Origin of the sequence: Streptomyces sp. DSM 40750 (assembly GCF_024612035.1) — a bacterium.
In the GTDB taxonomy this organism is placed as follows: domain Bacteria; phylum Actinomycetota; class Actinomycetes; order Streptomycetales; family Streptomycetaceae; genus Streptomyces.
In genome coordinates this window covers 4378032-4396707 of record NZ_CP102513.1, presented here as the reverse complement: position 1 = coordinate 4396707, position 18676 = coordinate 4378032, and the positions used below count along the sequence as shown (strand labels likewise).

19 protein-coding genes, 1 tRNA gene and 1 pseudogene are annotated in these 18676 nt (G+C 69.2%); 11 read left to right on the top strand and 10 right to left on the bottom strand.

What is annotated here, in order from left to right; genetic code table 11:
- Positions 1-227: 227 nt before the first annotated feature.
- From JIX55_RS19715 to JIX55_RS19705, 3 genes are read left to right on the top strand one after another with little or no spacing between them, the layout of a single operon-like run.
- Complete coding sequence (locus tag JIX55_RS19715) at positions 228-512, top strand: acyl carrier protein (protein ID WP_257564626.1); 285 nt, start codon at positions 228-230, stop codon at positions 510-512.
- Positions 505-1725 (top strand): beta-ketoacyl-[acyl-carrier-protein] synthase family protein, encoded by a 1221-nt coding sequence (locus tag JIX55_RS19710; RefSeq protein WP_257564625.1) that lies wholly within the window; start codon positions 505-507, stop codon positions 1723-1725. Before JIX55_RS19715 ends, JIX55_RS19710 begins: the two co-directional genes overlap by 8 nt.
- An 11-nt stretch (positions 1726-1736) precedes the next feature.
- A complete protein-coding gene (locus JIX55_RS19705; protein WP_257564624.1) occupies positions 1737-2906 on the top strand; it encodes a beta-ketoacyl synthase N-terminal-like domain-containing protein in 1170 nt (389 codons plus the stop codon).
- Positions 2907-2935: 29 nt separating this feature from the next.
- Here the strand turns inward: JIX55_RS19705 and JIX55_RS19700 are convergent, their stop codons facing one another.
- Positions 2936-3637: a response regulator gene (locus JIX55_RS19700; RefSeq protein WP_257564623.1), complete on the bottom strand. Its 702-nt coding sequence runs from the start codon at positions 3635-3637 to the stop codon at positions 2936-2938.
- A gap of 641 nt (positions 3638-4278) precedes the next feature.
- On the opposite strand from JIX55_RS19700, the gene JIX55_RS19695 reads away from it, so the two are divergent.
- Genes JIX55_RS19695 through JIX55_RS19685 form a run of 3 tightly spaced genes read left to right on the top strand, consistent with a single transcriptional unit; the run spans position 4279 to position 5519 of the window.
- The gene (locus JIX55_RS19695) at positions 4279-4800 is read left to right on the top strand and encodes a hypothetical protein (protein ID WP_257569390.1); all 522 of its coding nucleotides are present in this window, start codon (positions 4279-4281) and stop codon (positions 4798-4800) included.
- Between the two features lie 45 nt (positions 4801-4845).
- Positions 4846-5124: a hypothetical protein gene (locus tag JIX55_RS19690; protein ID WP_257564622.1), complete on the top strand. Its 279-nt coding sequence runs from the start codon at positions 4846-4848 to the stop codon at positions 5122-5124.
- Positions 5106-5519 (top strand): DNA-binding protein, encoded by a 414-nt coding sequence (locus JIX55_RS19685; protein WP_257564621.1) that lies wholly within the window; start codon positions 5106-5108, stop codon positions 5517-5519. Before JIX55_RS19690 ends, JIX55_RS19685 begins: the two co-directional genes overlap by 19 nt.
- A gap of 197 nt (positions 5520-5716) precedes the next feature.
- Here JIX55_RS19685 and JIX55_RS19680 read toward each other — a convergent pair whose 3' ends face one another.
- Positions 5717-5908 (bottom strand): DUF397 domain-containing protein, encoded by a 192-nt coding sequence (locus JIX55_RS19680; protein WP_257564620.1) that lies wholly within the window; start codon positions 5906-5908, stop codon positions 5717-5719.
- Between the two features lie 12 nt (positions 5909-5920).
- Positions 5921-6802 carry a helix-turn-helix domain-containing protein gene (locus JIX55_RS19675; RefSeq protein ID WP_257564619.1) on the bottom strand — a complete coding sequence of 294 codons (882 nt, stop codon included), beginning with the start codon at positions 6800-6802 and terminating at the stop codon, positions 5921-5923.
- A 253-nt stretch (positions 6803-7055) separates the two neighbouring features.
- Between JIX55_RS19675 and JIX55_RS19670 the strand changes: the two genes are divergently transcribed.
- From JIX55_RS19670 to JIX55_RS19660, 3 genes are read left to right on the top strand one after another with little or no spacing between them, the layout of a single operon-like run.
- The gene (locus tag JIX55_RS19670; RefSeq protein WP_257564618.1) at positions 7056-7460 is read left to right on the top strand and encodes an ATP-binding protein; all 405 of its coding nucleotides are present in this window, start codon (positions 7056-7058) and stop codon (positions 7458-7460) included.
- A gap of 53 nt (positions 7461-7513) precedes the next feature.
- Positions 7514-7723, top strand: coding sequence for a type II toxin-antitoxin system VapB family antitoxin (locus JIX55_RS19665; protein ID WP_257564617.1), 210 nt, complete (start codon positions 7514-7516; stop codon positions 7721-7723).
- Positions 7720-8139, top strand: a complete 420-nt coding sequence (locus tag JIX55_RS19660; protein ID WP_257564616.1) for a PIN domain nuclease — start codon at positions 7720-7722, stop codon at positions 8137-8139. The genes JIX55_RS19665 and JIX55_RS19660 overlap by 4 nt, the downstream gene beginning before the upstream one ends.
- A 127-nt stretch (positions 8140-8266) precedes the next feature.
- Here JIX55_RS19660 and JIX55_RS19655 read toward each other — a convergent pair whose 3' ends face one another.
- From JIX55_RS19655 to JIX55_RS19640, 4 genes are all read right to left on the bottom strand, one after another.
- Complete coding sequence (locus JIX55_RS19655; protein WP_257564615.1) at positions 8267-9700, bottom strand: GH1 family beta-glucosidase; 1434 nt, start codon at positions 9698-9700, stop codon at positions 8267-8269.
- Between the two features lie 138 nt (positions 9701-9838).
- A complete protein-coding gene (locus JIX55_RS19650) occupies positions 9839-10756 on the bottom strand; it encodes a carbohydrate ABC transporter permease (protein WP_257564614.1) in 918 nt (305 codons plus the stop codon).
- A 10-nt stretch (positions 10757-10766) separates the two neighbouring features.
- Complete coding sequence (locus JIX55_RS19645) at positions 10767-11777, bottom strand: carbohydrate ABC transporter permease (RefSeq protein WP_257569389.1); 1011 nt, start codon at positions 11775-11777, stop codon at positions 10767-10769.
- 241 nt (positions 11778-12018) lie between these two features.
- On the bottom strand, positions 12019-13383 hold the full coding sequence (locus JIX55_RS19640) for an ABC transporter substrate-binding protein (protein ID WP_257564613.1): 1365 nt from the start codon (positions 13381-13383) through the stop codon (positions 12019-12021).
- 426 nt (positions 13384-13809) lie between these two features.
- Between JIX55_RS19640 and JIX55_RS19635 the strand changes: the two genes are divergently transcribed.
- Both JIX55_RS19635 and JIX55_RS19630 read left to right on the top strand, forming a co-directional pair.
- Entirely contained in the window at positions 13810-14865 is a 1056-nt protein-coding gene (locus JIX55_RS19635; protein WP_257569388.1) for a LacI family DNA-binding transcriptional regulator, read from the top strand.
- Between the two features lie 442 nt (positions 14866-15307).
- Positions 15308-16189: a serine/threonine protein kinase gene (locus tag JIX55_RS19630; protein ID WP_257564612.1), complete on the top strand. Its 882-nt coding sequence runs from the start codon at positions 15308-15310 to the stop codon at positions 16187-16189.
- 57 nt (positions 16190-16246) lie between these two features.
- Here the strand turns inward: JIX55_RS19630 and JIX55_RS19625 are convergent.
- From JIX55_RS19625 to JIX55_RS19615, 3 genes and pseudogenes are all read right to left on the bottom strand, one after another.
- Positions 16247-16319: transfer RNA gene (locus JIX55_RS19625), tRNA-His, on the bottom strand.
- Between the two features lie 127 nt (positions 16320-16446).
- Positions 16447-17049 carry an oligoribonuclease gene (orn, locus tag JIX55_RS19620; protein WP_257564611.1) on the bottom strand — a complete coding sequence of 201 codons (603 nt, stop codon included), beginning with the start codon at positions 17047-17049 and terminating at the stop codon, positions 16447-16449.
- Between the two features lie 92 nt (positions 17050-17141).
- Positions 17142-18369, bottom strand: a pseudogene (locus JIX55_RS19615) (helix-turn-helix domain-containing protein).
- Positions 18370-18676: the final 307 nt, after the last annotated feature.

The following is an 18676-nucleotide window of genomic DNA, read 5'->3' as shown; positions in this document are numbered from 1 at the left end:
CAGCACATCGAATTCTTTGGTGCGGAAATCTATTGTGCGTCAAACCCATATGAAAGCTGAATTCGCATCGTCGAAAAGTCTTCGATTGGCGGTCGTCGGCATGGCAGCATGATTTCCGAAGGAGATCCGGAGGTGATTCGGAGAAATCCGGAGATCTTCCGTCCCGGGCTGTTCGTCGTTAACCGGTGTTTCAGTCGATCACCGCCGAAGGGAAAGAGGGGAAAATCATGTCCGAGAACCAGGCGTCGTCGCTCTCCGCCGAACTGCGCACCCGTGTCCGGGACCTCGTCGCAGAGGTCCTGGAGGTGCCGGCCGACGAGGTCGACGAGAACAAGAGCTTCGCCGAGGACTTCGAGGCCGACTCGCTGATGGTCATCGAGATCTTCTCCCGCTTTGAGCGGCAGTTGGGCATTCGCATCCCGCAGGAGGAGCTGACCGACCTCGACGACCTGGGCGCCGCCTACGCGCTGATCGCCCGTCACCACGCGACCTCGGAGTCCCTGGGTGTCTGAGGTGGCGCCGCGTGTCGCGATCACCGGACTCGGGGCAGTGAGCAGCCTGGGCATCGGCGCCCGGGCGTTCACCGAGTCACTGCGCGAGGGCCGCAGCGGTATATCGCCGATCCGGTCCTTCGACTCCTCCGGGTTCGACCACACCCAGGCCGGCGAGGTCCACGGCTTTCTGCCGGGGGAGCATCTGGAGCGCATCACGCCGGACCGCTGGGGCCGCAGCGCCCAGTTCGCGGCCGCTGCGGCCCGCCTGGCCGTCGAGGACGCCGGCTGGGATCCGGCCGAGCTGTCCGCCACGCGGGCGGGCAGCGCCATGGGCACCACCAACGGAGAGGCCCGTGTCTTCCAGCAACTGACCGAGCAGTGGCTCGACCTGGGCCCCGAGGGCGTCGACGCGGCACTGGCCCGCCAGGCACCGGCCGACCGTATCGCCGCGGCGGTCAACACGGAACTGCGCCTCGACGGCGAGGCCCAGACCTTCGGCACCGCCTGTGCCGCGAGCAACTACGCGATCGGATACGGCTTCGACCAGATCCGCACCGGCGCCGCGGACGTCATGCTGGTGGGTGGCGCCGACTCGGTGAACCGGGCGACCCACGCCGGCTTCCACCGCCTCGGAGCCATAGCCCCCGAGATGTGCCGACCGTTCGACGAGGAACGGGCCGGCATCATGACCGCCGAGGGCGGTGCCGCGCTGCTGCTGGAGTCGTGGGAGAGCGCCGTCGCACGCGGAGCGCGGATCTACGCGGAGGTGCTGGGCTACGCCCTCACCTGCGACGCCAAGCACCCCACCCAGCCGGACCGGGACGGCATCGCCGAGTGCATCCGCCGCGCCCACCGCAACGCCGGGGTGAAGCCGGACGAGGTCGACTACATCTGCGCGCACGGCACCGGGACCGTGGCCAACGACAAGACGGAGGTGGCCGCCGTGCGCCAGGTGTTCGGCGACCGCGTGCCGCCGATCAGCTCGATCAAGTCGATGCTGGGGCACACCATGGGGGCCGCCAGCGGCTTCGGTGCCCTGGCGTGCTGCGCTGCCCTGCACGAGGGGTTCCTGCCGCCGACCGCGACGGCGCGGTCACTGGATCCCGAGCTGGGCCCCGACCTGGACGTCGTCGCCGGACGGGCCCGCTCGGCGCGCCTCCGGATCGTGGAGAACCACGGTTTCGCGTTCGGTGGCAACAACGCCATCGTGATCCTGGGGAGGCCGGAATGACGGGGAGGGGCATGCCCGCCGCGGTGCGCATCACCGGATACGGAGTCCTGAGCGCCGCCGGAGTCGGCGGCAAGGTACTGGGCGAGGCCGTACGGTCGGGGACCTTGCCGTACGAGGCCGTACGGCCTGGGACCCTGCCGTACGGCGACGGCGACGGCGGTGGCCGTCCGGCGGAGTGGGCCGACGGTCCCGTACCGCCGATCAAGCTGCTGCCCGTGGCGGATTTCGACGCCCGGGAGCATCTGGGACGCAAGGGCCTCGGCAGCCTCAGCCGCACCGCGACCCTGGGCATGACGGCGTGCGAACTGGCCCTGGCCGGCCTGGAGGTGTCCGTATCGGAGGCGGAGAAGGCCACCACGGGCGTGGTGCTGGGCACGAGTACGGGCAGCGCCCGTGCCGTCGTCGAGTTCTTCCGGGACACCTATGAGCAGGAGCGACCGTATCTGGTGAGCCCGGCACTGTTCCCGGGGATTCTGCTCAACCACGCGGCCAGCCAGGTCGCGATGCGTCACGGGTTCACCGGCGTCAACGCCAGCCTGGCGGGCGGCCAGATCTCGGCCATGGCGGCGCTGCGGTACGCGCGGGGCGCCCTCCTCACCGGTCAGGCGACCCGGGTGCTGGCCGGGGCCATGGAGGAGCTGAGCGTGGAGACCGCCTGGGCGTGGCGGCATGCCGGGGCGCCCGACGGGCACGGGGTCGGCGAGGGCAGCGCCGTGTTCGTGCTGGAGCCCGGCGCGGACGCGGACACGGACGAGCCACACGACCGGACGGTGGCCGAACTTCTTGCCTGCAAGGCCGGTTTCGCCCCGGTCGAGGACGGCCCGGCCGCCGTGGCGGACGCGCTGGCGCGCTGTGTCTCCTACGTCCTGGACTCCGCCGGCGTCGAACCCGCTGAGGTGGAGGTCGTGTCGGCGGGCTCGACCGGCGTCCGCGGCTGGCCGGCGGTCGAGGCCCGGGGCCGCCGCCGTGCCCTGCAGGGGTGCCGACCGCAGGTGCTGCGCGTCCAGGAGGTGCTGGGCGACACGTACAGCGCCAGTGCGGCACTCCAGTTGGCCGCGCTCCTGGCGCACTGGGAGGAGGAGCCGGAGCACGAGAGGCCCAGGCTCGGCCTGGTGACATCGGCCGGCGCGGACGGTTCGGTGGCGGCCGCACTGCTGCGACGCCCCTCGTGGACGCCCTGACCTCGGGTTCCAGGAGATCTGGGAAGCAACTAGGCAAGAGGGGGCGTACGGTCACGGTCACGGCTGCCGTCGTGCTCGTGACCGTACGCCCCTGGCGCCTCGTTGGCCGCCGCAGGCGGCAGTATCAGCGCCGCCGCGACAGCCTTGTTGACGGCGTCCAGCCGGGAGACGGCGCCGAGCTTCCGGAAGACGTTGTGGAGGTGACGTTTGACGCTGCCCTCCGTGATGCCGAGCGTCGCCGCGATCTGGCGGTTGCTCATGGCGGAGGCGACGCACTTGAGTATCTGGTCCTCGCGCCGGGAGAAGGCGGCCTTGGGCCGGGGGGCTTCCACGGGCGGCGACGCGGGGGCGGAGGGCTCCTGGTCGTCGGCCGCGCCGGTGAGGGTGCGCACCAGTTCGTAGCGGTTGATGCCCTTGTGCAGATAGCCGCTCGCCCCCGCAGCCATCAGCTCCCGTACCAGCAGGGGATCGATCAGGGCGGACAGGATGTAGACGCGGGTGCCCGGCGAGGCGTGCAGGATGCTCTGCAGGGTGCCCGTGCCCTGGTGTTCCGGCATGCGCAGATCGAGCAGTACCACGTCGGGTCTGAGCGAGGCCGCAGCCCGCACCGCCTCCCCGCCGGTCGAGGCGTGGCCCACCACCACGAGTTCGTCGTGTCTGCTGAGCAGGTCGCTCAACGCCTCACGGAACAGGGTGTGATCGTCCGCGAGCACAATGCGCAGCGGCGCCATGACTGAGTCTCCCCCCGTTTCGCGGCTACAGCGTGGGTGGCAAGAGGAGTCCCACGTCTCGTGTGCGACGTAAGCGGGGGGTGCGAGTGCGCTCCCGTGGTCCGATGGTCCTACCAATCTGTTGGACGTGCATCGAACTCCTCAAGGATCGTGCGTGCCGTTGAGCCGGGCTGATCATTCAGGCAATTGATCAGCACTTGGTCACGGGAATCAGGCAGCTCTCTTTGTCAACGCTATCAAACTGTCATGGACATGTCGACATAGACCAGTGCCGTCGTAGCAGGCCAGGGTGGCGAAACCGGTGGGCAGGAGGACGCCGAGGAGGTCTCACCTGGATCATCGTGCGCAGTCGAGTTGCCCAGGCCTCGACGACTTTGCCAAGAAAACAGACAGCCCTGTCTGTAGGTGTGGAGGCGGTACTGCGGGTGTCGTCGGTGGCGGCGGCTCGGTGCAGCTGGCGGCCGGGGACGTGTGGGTCGTACGAGAGCCACGCTGACGCCGCTCGCGAACGGACAGGGCCGTGGCTCCTTCCGGGGTCGCGGCCCTGCGCCCTCCAGGGGATACCCACCCCGAGCTACGTCCGCAGCACCGGCCCGTCACCAGGGTCGGCCCGACGCCGGAAGGGGTCTGCCTTGTCTCGCGTGAGTGCGCTGGAGCGAAGCTATCGGTACGTCGGACCGGCCGAGGTGAAAGCCGCGGTCCGCCCCGGCGGCGAAGGCCGCCCGATCGGCTCCGCAGCCGACTTCGATGCCTGGGCCGCGGGGCGACCGGCCGTGGAACTGGCCGAGCCGTTCACCTTCGTGGTCGATGTGAACGGCGTACTGCGCCTGGCGCCGCGCCGGAGCGAGCATGTGGCCTGCGCCGGTGGGGGAGCGGTCCTGAGCGCGGGCGAGATCGGCTTCGTGCGCGGTGCGGGCCACTGGGCGGTGGACTACGTCAGCAACCAGTCGACTGGCTACTGCCCGGACATCACCTCTTGGTGGGCCGTCGCCCGGGCCCTGGACCGCGCGGGCCTCCGACACCCCGACGGCTTCCTCCACGAGGTGATCTTCCGCCGCTGCCCCGCCTGCCAGGAGCACAACATCGTGCGCGAGGAGGACTACGTCTGTGTCTTCTGCGGCAGTGATCTACCGGAGACATGGAACGTCGATCCCGTCGTCTGAAGCCGACCGACCGCTCCATTCCTACTCGTTTGATAATCTCTCGTCATGAGTGAGTACGCAATCGGTGAAGGCCCGGCCACGAGGGTCAGCCTCTCCCTTCCGGAAGGCACGGCGGAGGCGATTCGCCGGCGGGTCGGCAAGCGTGAGTTCTCCGCGTTCATCACCGAGGCGGTGGAGCGGGAGCTGCGCGGCCAGATCCTGGACGAGTACCTGGCCGACTACGAGCAGCGCAAGGGGCCGGTCTCCGCCGACGAACAGGAGCGGGCGCGTCGCGTCTTCGACGAGGTGTTCGCGGAGGAGGGTCAGTGGCCCGCCGCAAGCTGAGCCACGAGGGCACCCTCGTCCTGGACTGCGAAGGCCTGTCCAAGCTGGTCGGCGATCACGAACCTGTCGTCGCGCTGGTCGCCGAGGCGCGCAAGCGAGGCATGGAGGTGGCCATCAGTGCCCCCACCATCATCGAGGCGGTTCATCGGCGGACGGACCGGGCGCGGCTCGCGTGGGTGCTGTCAGGCATGAGGATCGTTCCCCTCGGCGATGAGGAGGCCAAGGCCGCGTCGGCCATGCTGATCAGCGCCGGCCTGCACGGTCACAAGTACGCGATCGACGCCGCCGTGGCCGAGACGGCGCTGCGACAACACCGCCCCGTGGTCATACTCACCTCGGACATCGATGACATGGCGAAGCTCTGCGGGGACCGGGTGCGCCTGGTCGCCGTGTAGGGCCCGCTCGGAACCGGCGGTGTGCCGTGGTGACTTGTAGCATCCGAGCCCGAGGCGCAAGGGGAAGGGTGATCGAACTGTCCGGCGTGAACCCGGAGTTGAGGTAGCAGCTGACCAGTGCGCGCTCCCGGTCCTCGCCGCCATCGACCCCGATGCCATCCACCGCGTACGGGACGTGGTCTGTGCCCACCTGGGCCTCAGCGACTGAGGCTGCCGCCCTTGACCGTGCGCAGGAGGTGCGCCAAGGCGCGGGGGGTGGGCGTGGTGATCTCGTCCGGCCGGTCGCTCTCGCGGAGGTGTATGCGGTACGGGGTGGCTGCCGCCAGCTCTATGCAGTTGCCCTCGCCGCCCGAGCTGAACGATGACTTCTGCCAGCCGAGTTGGGACATGAAGGGGTCCTTTCAGAGGGTGTACATCACGTGCTGGATCAGGCTCAGCGAGTCGCGCGTCTCGTGCGATTCGGGCGCCGCTTCGGGATCGACCGGTGCCAGCGCCAGCTCGGAGAGCCGCTCGAACATCTTCGCGTACTCGGTGAGTTGCTCTCCATCCCTCAGAAAGATCGACTGCGTGGGGTGCTCCAGGTAGACCGTGTCCAACTGGGGGGCTGCGGCACCGTAGATGACGAACGACTGGGTGTGCGCGGCGTAGTTCCCCGCTTCGAACGGGTACACCTGCACGGTCACGTTGGGGAGCCGGGAGATCTCGATCAGCCGCAGCAGTTGTCTGCGCATGATTGCGGGGCCACCCACACGGGTGTGGAGCGCGGCCTCATGGATGACCGCGTGATATGACACCGCAGGCGCGCCGGTCAGCGCGCGCTGCCTCGCAAGCCGGAACTCGGTGTATCGGCTGACGCGTTGCGGGTCGGCTTCCGTGGCTCCGATGACGGCGTGGGCGTAGTCCTCGGTCTGGAGCATGCCGGGGATGAGGAGCGGTTCGTGGGTCCGTAGCACGTGTGAACGGGACTCAAGTTCGGCCAGGTCCCGGGCTGCCGGGCCGATGGTGTCACTGAACCCACCCCACCAGCCTCTCCCGCTCTCGTGGGCCATCTCCAGCAGGTGCTCGAAGTACACGCCTTCGGGGCAGCCGTACGCGCGGAGCAGCCTGTACATCCCGTTGCGTGGAACGTCGACGCGGCCGGATTCAATGTGGCTGATCCTTGTGCGCTCGGCTGCGATGAGCTTGGCGGCGGCGTCACCCGACAACCCGGCTTGAATGCGCAGTCTGCGCAGCTCGCTACCCAGGCGGCGCTGGCGTTCGCTGGGGCGGGTCCTAGGTGGCATGCGGTCCTCCTTGTGGCCGTGCGCAGTGTGCCGCGCGCGTTGTGTCGACGTCCAACGCGCTTCGGAGCTGTCACCCCCAAGAGGGAAGCTATGTGTACACGGTTGTAACTCTCCCACGTGTGGCCCTACGGTCGGCAACAACCCGCCCACCCCACGTCACGAGGAAGTACCCCCGCCCTCAACTCGCTTGATGAGACCCGAACCTGGTCACCGCGTGCACGTCGCCCGACCCCGCCGAAAAGAGCCCATACCCATGGACGTATCTCTCGTCTCCCCGCCCCACCCCGCCTGGGTCCGCCCCGCCCGCGAAGCGATCCGCGCCCTGCTCGCCGCCGCCGACCGCCCCGATCTCACCGACACCGTGGTCCTGCTGACCTCGGAAGCCGTCACCAACGCCATCAACGCGTATGCGGCGAGGGGCTGCACCACGTCCGTCACCCTCCACGCCGGCTGGCCCGACCCCGCCCGCCTCCGTGTCCTCGTACACGACGAAGCCCCCGGCCTCCCCGTCGCACGCCGCACGGCCGAGAACGATGAGGGCGGCCGGGGCATGCGCCTCATCTCGTACGGCGCCGACGCGTGGGGCGTGTGCGCGCACGGCCCGGGGTCGGGCAAGGCGACGTGGTTCGAGCTGGGGCCTCGCGCGGCGATGCCGTGATCACGGGAGCTGGATATACTGATTTTTCCAGCGGATATCCAGGAGGTCCTCTTATGGCCAAGACGCTGATCGACATCGATGAGGACCTGCTGGCCGAGGCCGCCATAGCCTTCGGGACCAAGACCAAGAAGGACACGGTCAATGCCGCGCTCAGGGACGGCGTCGAACGCAAGAAGCGGGCGCTCGCGCTGGCCCGGCTCGCGGCGCGGGCGGACGCGGGCGACTTCGACGTCTTGCTGGACAAGGAGAAATACCGTCGATGAGCACGGCCTCCTACCTCATCGACACCAGCGCCCTGGTTCGGATTCTGAAGCGCCCGGCCCGCTCCGTCTGGGAGAAACCCCTGGAAGAGGGCCTGATCGCACGTTGCCCGATCACCGAGGTCGAGTTTCTCTACAGCGCGAGGAACGCGGAGGATCGGGCAGAACTGGTTGAAGATCTCGACGCGCTGTTCGGCTGGACGCCTTTGGCCGACCGGGCCCTGACGCGCGCGTGGGATGTGCAACGGGAACTCGCCGAGAAAGGCCGGCATCGTTCCGCGGGTGCGGTGGATCTGCTCGTGGCCGCCACCGCCGAACTCCAGGGCCTGACCATGCTCCACTACGACAACGACTTCGAGACCATCGCCTCGGTCACCGGGCAACCGACCCAGTGGCTCGCACCTCCGGGCAGCCTCTGACCGACCTCACCGATGCCCGACGCCCGGGGCGCGGTGCTCCCCTAATCGCACCGCGCCCCGGACCCCCGCTCCCCCGTCCCCCCAGAGGGCTCCCCCTGCCCCCGGTCTACGCCGAGCCGCCCCCGCCCTACGCCGAGGTCGTCACCAGCGGCGGCAGCGCCCCCGTCTTCGCCGCCTGCCCGTACCAGTACGCGCTCGACTTCGGCGTACGAGTGAGCGTCGCGTAGTCCACGTACACCGCGCCGAACCGCTTCCCGTACCCGTAAGCCCACTCGAAGTTGTCCATGAGCGACCACAGGTAGTACCCGCGGACATCCGCCCCCTCGGCGATCGCCCGCCGGACCGCCCGCAGATGGCCGTGCAGATAGGCGATCCGCTCGGGGTCGTGGACCCGCCCGTCCGCGTCCATCTTGTCGTCGTACGCCGCCCCGTTCTCGGTGACGTACATCGGCAGCCCCGGAGCCTCCCGCGCGTACCGCATGATCAGCTCGTGCAGACCCGTCGGGTCGATGGTCCAGCCCATCTCCGTACGCTCGCCGGGCGTCTGGTGGAACAACACATCATCCGCGGCCGGCCACGGCGAGTGGTCGCTCGCGCCGTGACCGTCCGCGCGCGGCCCGTTCGCGTCGGCGGCCGCCGCGCCCACCAGCGTCGGCGTGTAGTAGTTCAACCCCAGTGCGTTCAAGGGCTGGTTGGCCGTCGCCACGTCACCGTCCTGCACGAACGACCAGTCCGTGAGCGACGAGGTGGCGGAGAACAGGCTCTCCGGGTACGCCCCGTGCAGCATCGGGCCGTGGAAGACGCCGTTCGCCAGGTCGTCGATCCTCCGGGCCGCCGCCAGGTCCTCGGGCGAGTCCGAGATCGGCCGTACCACCGACGAGTTCAGGCTCACCGCGATCGAGTTGCGGGCCGGCATCGCCGAGCGCAGGGCCACGACCGCCAGCCCGTGCGCCACGTTCAGATGGTGCGCCGCGCGCAGCGACGCCACCGGGTCCGTACGGCCCGGCGCGTGTACCCCGGAGCCGTAGCCCAGGAACGCGGTGCACCACGGCTCGTTGAGCGTGATCCACTGCTCCACGCGGTCGCCCAGCGCCTCGCCCACGATCCGCGCGTACTCGGCGAAGCGGTGGATGACGTCCCGCTCGGGCCAGCCGCCCGCGTCCTCCAGCTCCTGGGGAAGGTCCCAGTGGTAGAGGGTGACGGCCGGCTTGATGCCCTTGTCCAGCAGCTCGTCCACCAGGCGTCGGTAGAAGTCGAGGCCGCGCTGGATCGCGGGGCCGCGGCCCGTCGGCTGCACCCGCGACCAGGAGATGGAGAAGCGGTACGAGTTGAGGCCCAGGTCCGCCATCATCGCCACGTCGTCGCGGTAGCGGTGGTAGTGGTCGACAGCGATGTCACCGGTCTCTCCACCGGCGGTCTTGCCCGGGGTGTGACTGAAGGTGTCCCAGATGGAGGGCGTACGACCGTCCTCCCGCACCGCTCCCTCGATCTGGTACGCGGAGGTAGCCGCGCCCCAGAGGAAGGCGGGAGGGAAGGTCACCGGCGTTGTGGGCTCAGGCATGGAAGCGCTCCCATAGTGGTCATGACAGACCGACGGAGGTGGGTGGGGGGAGAGGAACAGGGAGAGAAGGACAGACAGGGGTCGAGGCGGCGGTGACCCGACCCCCGGGAAGAAGACGAACGAGTACGACCCCGGGCCTCAGCCCTTCACCGCGCCCTGCATGATGCCTCCCACGATCTGCTTGCCGAAGATCGCGAAGACCAGGAGCAGCGGAAGCGTGCTGAGCAGCGCGCCCGCCATGATCAGGGCCTGGTCGGGGGTGTAGCCACGGCCCAGACCGGCCACCGCGACCTGCACGGTCGGGTTGCCCAGCTGGGTCAGGACGAGGAACGGCCACAGGAAGTCGTTCCATGTCTGTACGAACATCAGCATGCCCAGGACGGCCATCGCGGGCCGCGCGGCCGGGAACACCACGTGCCAGATCACCCGCCAGCTGCTCGCGCCGTCGACGCGGGCCGCCTCGATGATCTCGTCGGGCAGCGCCTGGATCAGGTACTGCCGCATGAAGAAGACGCCGAAGGCGCTGACCAGCGAGGGCAGGATCACCGCCTGGAGCTGGTCGGTCCAGTCGAGCTTGGCGACCATCATGTAGAGCGGGATCACCTGGAGCTGCGGCGGCACCATCATCGTGCCGATCACGATCAGCATCATGGCGCTACGGCCCTTGAAGCGCAGCTTGGCGAAGGCGAACCCGGCGATCGTCGACAGGAAGACGATGGTCAGTGACGAAATGGTCGCCACGATCGTCGTGTTGAGGAACGCCTCGCCCAGATTGGCGTCCTCCCAGGCCACTTCGAGCTTGTCGAAGAGGTTCGCGCCGAACCAGAACGGCGGCGGGGTCTCCGCGAGCCGCGCGTTGTCGCGGGAGGCGGCGATCGCCGTCCAGAACAACGGGAAGATCGACACGAGGGTGAACACGGCGAGGATGACGTACGCGATGGGGCCCGCGTGATGCTGCCCACCCGCGCGCGCCGCCTTCAGGCCGAGCCTGCGCTTGCCGTTCTTCGGCGGCTCGGGGACCGCGTCGGCCGGGGGTTTGGTGATTGTCGTCGTCACGGCCGGTCTCCTAACTACTGGCGCGCAGCCGGCGCGAGATGACGTAGTTGATGATTCCGACCACGATGAGGATCAGGAACATCGTCCAGGCGATGGCGGAGGCCCGGCCCAGGTGCTGGTTCACCCAGCCCTGCTCGTACATGTACAGGCCGAGCGTCTGGAACTGGTGCTGGGGGCCACCGGAGGCACCCTTGTTGGCGTCGAACATCAGCGGCTCGGCGAAGAGCTGCGAGGCGCCGATCGTCGACACGACGACGGTGAACAGGATCGTCGGGCGCAGCGACGGCAGCGTCACATGGAGGAACTGCTTCCAGCGGCTGGCGCCGTCGAGGGCCGCCGACTCGTACAGGTCCTGCGGGATCGCCTGCATCGCGGCCAGGTAGATCAGCGCGTTGTAGCCGGTCCAGCGCCAGATGACGATGGACGAGACGGCGATCTGCGCGTACCACTTGTCGTTCTGCCAGTCGATGTTGTCGACACCGAACAGACCCAGGAACCAGTTGATCATGCCGTAGTCACGGCCGAAGAGCAGCACGAAGACGAGGGTCGCCGCGGCGATCGACGTGGCGTACGGCGCGAGCATCACGACCCGGAAGAAGTTCGAGGCGCGCAGCTTGTAGTTGAGGAGGTGCGCGATGCCCAGCGCCATCATCAACTGCGGGACGGTCGAGATGATCCCGATGGTGAAGGTGTTCTTCGCGGCGTTCCAGTAGAACTCGTCGTCGAAGATCCTGGTGTAGTTGCGCAGCCCCGCCCACTCCATGTCGGTGGGCGCGGTCAGCTCCACCGTGTGCAGCGAGGCCCACGCCGTGTAGATCAGCGGGAACATGCCGAACGCGACGAAGAGCAGGAAGAACGGCGAGACGAAGGCGTACGGGCTCCAGCGCACGTCCCGCTGCCAGCGGCGGGACAGTCGCGCCCGCTTTCGGAGAGTCTCAGGTGACTCGACGGGCGGACGGGCCGGGGCCGCGCCCCCCTCCTTGACGGGGGGCGCGGCGGCGGTGTCGTGCGAGGGCGAGATTCCGGTCACCTGATGTCTCCGAGGAGACGGTGGCCCTCAGACCGGAGACCGGATGCCGTGCACACGATCACGTGAACGGCACTTGATGCATTGCGAGAACCAAGCATGCGGCTGGATCCTTGGTGTCGTTGTAGACCGGGCTGGTTCCAACCCGGCTGGCGTTGATCGCGTAGGACTCGATCGCTTGCTGGGCGGCCGAGCAGCGTGAGCCAGGAATCCCTCTGCTCCGGCGGGGGAGGGATCAATTCTCCAGGTTGTTGTCGATGGTCTTGGTGGCGTTGGTCCAAGCCTCCTCGGGAGACTTGCCCTGCGTCACCAGGATGACGCCGTTGTCGGTCAAGCCCTGCTGGATGATCTGGTCCTTCGGGCCGACCACCTGAACCGGGAGCTCCGCGGCCAGCGGCGCGTAGATCTGGCCGATCGGGGCGTCACCGGTCATCTTGTTCTTCGCGTCCTTCACCAGCGGCAGGTCGTACGCGGCCTGCGCGGTCGGGAAGCTGCCGCGCTTGGAGAAGAGCTTCGCCTGCTGCTCGGGCGCGGTCAGCCAGGCGGCCAGCTTCGCGGCCTCCTCGACGTTCTTGCCCGACTTCGGCACGCTGAGGAAGGAGCCGCCCCAGTTGGCCGCCTTCGGCGGTGCGGCCACGTCCCACTTGCCGGCGTTCTCCGGCTTCGACTTGCCCTCGATGTAGCCGAGCATCCACGGCGGGCAGGCCATCGCGGCGAACTTGCTGTTGGCGATCGTGGTGTCCCAGGCCGGCTGGAACTGCGTCTGGTTGCCGATCAGGCCGGCCTCGGCGGCATCGGCCGTCAGGTCGAACGCGTCTTTGACGGCCGGGTTGGTCTTGTAGATGACCTTGCCGGAGGCGTCGTAGAACCGCTCCTTCTCACTGCCGACGATGGCGTTGAACAGGCCGCCGGGGGAGTCCATGAAGGTGGTGCCCTTGGGGGCCTTCGCCTTGTAGTCCTTGCCGACCGCGACGAGCTTCGCCCAGTCGCCCGTCCACAGCTTGCCGACCTCCTCGCGGTCGGTGGGCAGACCGGCCGCCTCGAACAGGTCCTTGCGGTAGCAGATGGCCATCGGACCGACGTCGGTGCCGAGCCCGATCGTCGAGCCGCCCTTCGCGGTTCCCTGCTCCCACTTCCAGGGCAGGTAGTCGCTCTCCTTGCCGTACTTCGACAGGTCGACGAACTTGTCGGCGTACTTGTCGACGACCTCGGCGATGTTGCCGACCTCGACGCCCTGGATGTCCTGGAGGCCACTGCTGGTCGTCAGGTGGTTGACCAGCGCCGGGTAGTAGTTCTCGTTCCGCTCGACGACCGTCTGCTGGATGTCGATCTTCGGGTTGAGCTTCTCGTACTCGGCGTAGAGCCCGGCCTCCTCGAAGCCGAAGCTGCCGAAGAGTCCCAGTGTGATCTTGGTCTTGCCACTGCCGCCGCCGTCCGACGACGAACCGTCCTCGTCCTTGCCGTCGTCGGCACAACCGGCCAGCAGCCCGGCGCCCAGCGCGGCGACGGCCGCGATGGCCACCGTCCTGCGCGCCCTGCGGGCGATACGGGTGCCCCCTCCCGACCGGAGCCGGGAGTGCGGGAGGGTACGTGCTCGCATTGCGTCCTCCTGATGCCCTGACGTGCCGACCCCCCGGCCAACTGCGTTGTTGGACCCGTTAGTTCATGCTGCGGCTCGGGCGGGGAACGTGCGGGATGTGTAAGTGCCAGGTACTGTGGGAGCGCTCCCACAAGTGATGTGTTGAAGGTTCGTCGGTTCGTGCGGGGGTGTCAAGGGAGCGAGCGCGGAGAGATGTCTTCGGTTATCGGGCTGTTAACTAACCCGGGGACCGGTGCCTGAGCGTGCCCGGAAGTGGTCGGGCGAAGTACGGGCGGGGCTTCAGAGGTCGGCGGGACGGACCGTCCCCGGAGCGTTCCGCCGGTGCGGCCGGAGGCCGCCGAACCCGAATGACCACTTCCCGGACGTCGTACGGGATCAGGACTGTTAGATTCCACGCCAGCGCGGTGTGAACGGGAGGCGACCATGGTGGCAGGCCACGGAGCACGGGGCCGGAGCGGTGGCCGGCCGACGTTGGAAGAGGTCGCCGCACGGGCCGGTGTGGGCCGGGGGACGGTGTCCCGGGTGATCAACGGCTCGCCCCGGGTCAGCGACGCGACCCGCGCGGCGGTCGAGGCGGCTGTCGCGGAGCTCGGTTACGTCCCGAACACGGCGGCCCGCGCCCTCGCGGCGAACCGCACCGATGCGATCGCGATGGTCGTCCCCGAGCCGGAGACCCGGTTCTTCGCGGAGCCCTACTTCTCCGACATCCTCAAGGGCGTCGGCGCCCAGCTGTCCGACACGGAGATGCAGCTCCTGCTGATTTTCGCGGGCAGCGACCGGGAGCGCCGCCGCCTGGCCCAGTACCTGGCGGCGCACCGCGTGGACGGCGTACTCCTGGTCTCCGTCCACGCGGACGACCCGCTCCCGGATTTGCTGTCACAACTGGAAATCCCGGCGGTCATCAGCGGCCCCCGCTCGGAACACGAGACGCTCCCCTCCGTCGACTCCGACAACTACGGCGGCGGCCGCTCGGCGGTGGAACACCTGATCGAGCGGGGCCGCGCCCGCATAGCCACGATCACCGGCCGCCTCGACGTCTACGGCGCCCAGCGCCGCATCGACGGCTACCGCGAGGCCCTGGAGGACGCCGGCCGCGAGGTCGACGAGCGCCTGATCGTCCCCGGCGACTTCACGGAGGAGGGCGGCCGCAGGGCGATGACGGAACTGTTGTCCCGCTGCCCGGACGTGGACGCGGTCTTCGCCGAGTCCGACGTCATGGCGGCGGGCGCCCGCCAGGTCCTCCGCGAGGCAGGCCGCCGCATACCCGACGACGTGGCCCTCGTCGGCTACGACGACTCGGCCATCGCCCGCCACATGGACCCGCCGTTGACGAGCGTCCGCCAGCCCATAGAGGAAATGGGCCGCGCGATGATCGACCTCCTCCTCGACGAGATCGCGGACCGCCGCCCGGCGGTGTCACGGGGGCTGGAGCGGCGCCAGGTGGTGCTGCCCACGGAGCTGGTGGCGCGGGATTCTTCCTGACCCCGGCTGCCGAGGAGACGTGGCGCGTGGGCTCCGTGCCGAAGCAGGCCCCCTTGAACGTGATCCTGCGGGACTGCGTGACCCGCGCCCGCCAAGCGGCTTGAGCCCGCCGGAAGACTGGCCTCCCGAGGGAGGAGCGGTGAGCGAGGCGGCGGCCCGCCGACTGTCGGGTCAGCGGGCCTCGTTGCTCGGCGCCCGGTGCTCGGTAAGCGTCACGGGGTGCGTCGCAGGCGGCTGACGCCGGGGCGGCGGGCAGCACCCGGCCGAGTACCAGCACGCTCAGGCCGAACATCAGGACGCCCAGGGGGACATGAAGCGACGGCATGCACGCGATGCCGAGCACCACCGGCCCGTCAACTCTCCTACGACGTCCGGGCGTTCCAGCGCCTGGGCTCAGGCTTCCCCAGCGTGGCTGGGGCCTGCTGCTGGCAGCCTGACCTTCATGGAGAACCTTGGTGGTGGGGAAAGCGCGGGTGGCCACCCGCTGTTGGGCGTGGACCGGATCGAGGGCCCGCTACGGGCGTACCTGTCCCGGATCGGTGAAGTGTTCCGGGCGTTCGAGAAGCAGGACTCGGGGTGTCTGGCGTACGGCGTGGTGGTGCCGGGCGATGGCGGTGATGAGCGGTGGTTCGTGAAGAGGGCGGCGGGCGGTGCCGTGGGTCTTCGGGCGCTGAAGCGGGCGTGGGCCTTTCACCGGGCCGTGCGGCACCCGGTGATCGTTCCGCAGGTGCACCGGATCGCCCTCAGGGAGGGCGGCGGTGACAGTCTGGCCGTGGTCATGCCCTGGAGGGACGGGGAAGTGCTGTACCACCCGGCTGAGCGAGGCAGGCGCGACCGTACGACCCCGGGCAGTCCCATGGCCCGCTTCCGGGCCCTGCCCGTCGCCCGGATCGAGGCGGCCCTCGCCCGCGTCCTCGACGCCCACCTCGCGGTGGAGGCCGCCGGGCACGTCGCCGTGGACCTCTACGACGGTGCCCTGCTCTACGACTTCACGGCGCATGAGATGCACCTGGTCGATCTCGATGGATACCGGCCCGGGCCTTTCGTGCTGGACGCCGAGCGGCTGCCGGGCTCCACTCGCTTCATGGCACCGGAGGAGTTCGAGCGCGGCGCCACCATCGACATCCGCACCACGGTGTACGTACTGGGCCGCACGGCCCGGCTGCTGCTCGACGCGGGGGACGAGGAGCGCGCCTGGCGGGGGACGGCAGCCCAGCTGGCAGTGCTGGAGAGGGCCATGGCCCCCGATCCCGGTGAACGCTTCGCGGATGTGGGGGAGCTCACGAGCGCCTGGCGGAGGGCTGGGTGCTCCGGCGGGTCGTGAGGGGGCAGACAGCAATCGGCCCCGGTCCGCTTTCGCGAACCGGGGCCGATTCATCAGGGTGAGTGACGGGACTCGAACCCGCGGCATCCTGGACCACAACCAGGTGCTCTACCAGCTGAGCTACACCCACCATGACCGGCGGTTCATCCGAAGGTTTCACCGACCGGCCGAGAAAAAGTGTACAGGGTCTTCAGGGGTGCCCGCGCACACGTTTCGGTGGAGGGCGTTCGGGGGCCCGGACGGGCCCGTGGACGGGGCTACATCGCGGGCAGGACGTGCTTCGCGGCGATCGTGCGTGCCCTGTCCGAGTCGGGGCCGGGCTGCGGGACGAAGATCGCCTCGCGGTAGTAGCGGAGTTCGGCGATGGATTCACGGATGTCCGCCAGGGCCCGGTGGTTGCCGTTCTTCTCGGGGCTGTTGAAGTACGCCCGGGGGTACCAGCGGCGGGCCAGTTCCTTGACCGAGGAGACATCCACGATCCGGTAGTGGAGGTAGTCCTCCAGCGTCGGCATGTCCCGGAGCAGGAAGCCTCGGTCCGTGCCCACCGAGTTGCCGCACAAGGGTGCCTTGCCCGGCTCCTTCACGTGTTCCCGTACGTACGCCAGGACCTGCGCCTCGGCGTCGGCGAGCGTCGTGCCGCCGGGCAGGGCGTCGAGGAGGCCGGACGCGGTGTGCATGTGGCGCACCACCTCCGGCATGGTCTCCAGCGCCGAGTCCGGCGGGCGGACGACGATGTCGACGCCTTCCCCGAGCACGTTCAGCTCGGAGTCGGTGACGAGGGCGGCCACCTCGATGAGCGCGTCGTCGGACAGCGAGAGGCCGGTCATCTCGCAGTCGATCCACACCATGCGATCGTTCATGTGTCTCACCTTACGGCCCGTGACAGCCGTACGGCCCGGTCCTGCACCGGGGTGATCGGTACGGGACCGGGCCGTCATGCGCCCGGTGAGGGCTAGGGCGCGCTGCGCTGGCCCGGCAGGCGGCCCGTCGCGTACAGCTCCGGCTTGGCGCCCTCCGCGGAGAGGGACGCCGACGGCGCCAGGGCGCTCGCCGCGGCCGTGCGCCGGGCCTGGAGCGGCACCGGGGCGTGCTCCGGCGACACCGGGGACGGCCCCGGGACGCCGTGCGGGCCGTCGTGGTGGTCGCTGGGCTTCTCGCCCTGCGGACGCCGGGCCCGGTACGCCGCCCGGTACGCCGCCGGCGACGAGCCCAGCTGCCGCCGGAAGTGCCCGCGCAGTGCCACCGGCGAACGGAAGCCGCAACGCCCCGCGACCTCGTCCACCGAGTAGTCCGACGTCTCCAGCAGCCGCTGCGCCTGCAGCACGCGCTGGGTGATCAGCCACTGCAGGGGGAGCGCTCCCGGTGAGCGAGCGGAACCGGCGGTCGAACGTACGACGGCTCATGTACGCCCGTGCCGCGAGCGTCTCCACGTCGAACTGCTCGTGGAGGTGCTCCAGCGCCCAGGCGACGACCTCGGCGAGCGGGTCGGCGCCGATCTCCTCAGGTAAAGATCGATCGAGGTAGCGCTCCTGGCCGCCCGATCGACGTGGTGGGACGACGAGACGACGGGCCAGCGCGCCGGCCGCCTCGTTCCCGTGGTCCGTCCGCACGATGTGCAGACATAGATCGATTCCGGCCGCGGTGCCGGCCGATGTCAGTACGTCGCCGTCGTCCACGAACAGCTCGCGTGGATCGACGTGGACGGACGGATAGCGCTTGGCCAGCGTCGGCGCGTACATCCAGTGTGTCGTCGCGGGCCGGCCGTCCAGCAGGCCGGCGGCAGCCAGCACGAAGGCGCCGGTGCACAGCCCGACGATACGGGCACCCTCTTCGTGCGCTCGGCGCAGTGCGTCGAGCGCTTCCTCCGGCGGCGGTGAGGTGATCGAACGCCATGCGGGCACGACCACCGTGCCCGCTCGCGAGATCGCCTCAAGGCCGTTCGGCGCGGTGAGTTCCAGGCCCCCTGTGGTCCGCAGTGGGCCTTCCTCGCCCGCGCACACCAGCAGGCGGTAGCGCGGTACGCCGGCGTCCTGGCGGTCGATCCCGAACACCGAAAGTGGTATGGAACTCTCGAAGATGGGGCCGCCGCTGAACAGCAGCACCGCGACGATCTCCTTGCGGCGTCGCCCGGAGAGTTTCCGGGCCGCGGCTTCCGGCGCGGCGGTGGAGTCGTGGCTCATACTGCTAAGCCCCCCTCGGTGGTCGCGGCTCCTCGGTTGTGTCGCTCCTGCACGTTTCCCCTTGGTCCTGCACGAGTCCCCCGCCGTAAGACAGTCATGATCGAATCTACTGTGTCCCGTGGTGCCGACGTGACCAGTTCGCCATCCGGCACATTGTCGACATGGCAACTTGGCGTGAAGCATTCGATCACGAAGCGTTGCACTCGTGGGCCGTGCAGGGAAGTGCGCCTTGTCCCGGTGGCCGGTCCACGTAGGGTGCGCGTCGCCCCTGGACCCCTTTCAACGCAGGTCGAACGGGGGGTGGGGG

What these genes read in the sequence shown, in the direction of transcription:
- JIX55_RS19705 (WP_257564624.1), top strand. Translation starts at nt 1,737, where the DNA reads ATGCCCGCCGCGGTGCGCATCACCGGATACGGAGTCCTGAGCGCCGCC.
- JIX55_RS19670 (WP_257564618.1), top strand. Translation starts at nt 7,056, where the DNA reads ATGGACGTATCTCTCGTCTCCCCGCCCCACCCCGCCTGGGTCCGCCCC.
- JIX55_RS19665 (WP_257564617.1), top strand. Translation starts at nt 7,514, where the DNA reads ATGGCCAAGACGCTGATCGACATCGATGAGGACCTGCTGGCCGAGGCC.
- JIX55_RS19660 (WP_257564616.1), top strand. Translation starts at nt 7,720, where the DNA reads ATGAGCACGGCCTCCTACCTCATCGACACCAGCGCCCTGGTTCGGATT.
- JIX55_RS19640 (WP_257564613.1), bottom strand. Translation starts at nt 13,383, where the DNA reads ATGCGAGCACGTACCCTCCCGCACTCCCGGCTCCGGTCGGGAGGGGGC.
- JIX55_RS19630 (WP_257564612.1), top strand. Translation starts at nt 15,308, where the DNA reads ATGGAGAACCTTGGTGGTGGGGAAAGCGCGGGTGGCCACCCGCTGTTG.
- JIX55_RS19690 (WP_257564622.1), top strand. Translation starts at nt 4,846, where the DNA reads ATGAGTGAGTACGCAATCGGTGAAGGCCCGGCCACGAGGGTCAGCCTC.
- JIX55_RS19715 (WP_257564626.1), top strand. Translation starts at nt 228, where the DNA reads ATGTCCGAGAACCAGGCGTCGTCGCTCTCCGCCGAACTGCGCACCCGT.
- JIX55_RS19655 (WP_257564615.1), bottom strand. Translation starts at nt 9,700, where the DNA reads ATGCCTGAGCCCACAACGCCGGTGACCTTCCCTCCCGCCTTCCTCTGG.
- orn (WP_257564611.1), bottom strand. Translation starts at nt 17,049, where the DNA reads ATGAACGATCGCATGGTGTGGATCGACTGCGAGATGACCGGCCTCTCG.
- JIX55_RS19680 (WP_257564620.1), bottom strand. Translation starts at nt 5,908, where the DNA reads ATGTCCCAACTCGGCTGGCAGAAGTCATCGTTCAGCTCGGGCGGCGAG.
- JIX55_RS19675 (WP_257564619.1), bottom strand. Translation starts at nt 6,802, where the DNA reads ATGCCACCTAGGACCCGCCCCAGCGAACGCCAGCGCCGCCTGGGTAGC.
- JIX55_RS19700 (WP_257564623.1), bottom strand. Translation starts at nt 3,637, where the DNA reads ATGGCGCCGCTGCGCATTGTGCTCGCGGACGATCACACCCTGTTCCGT.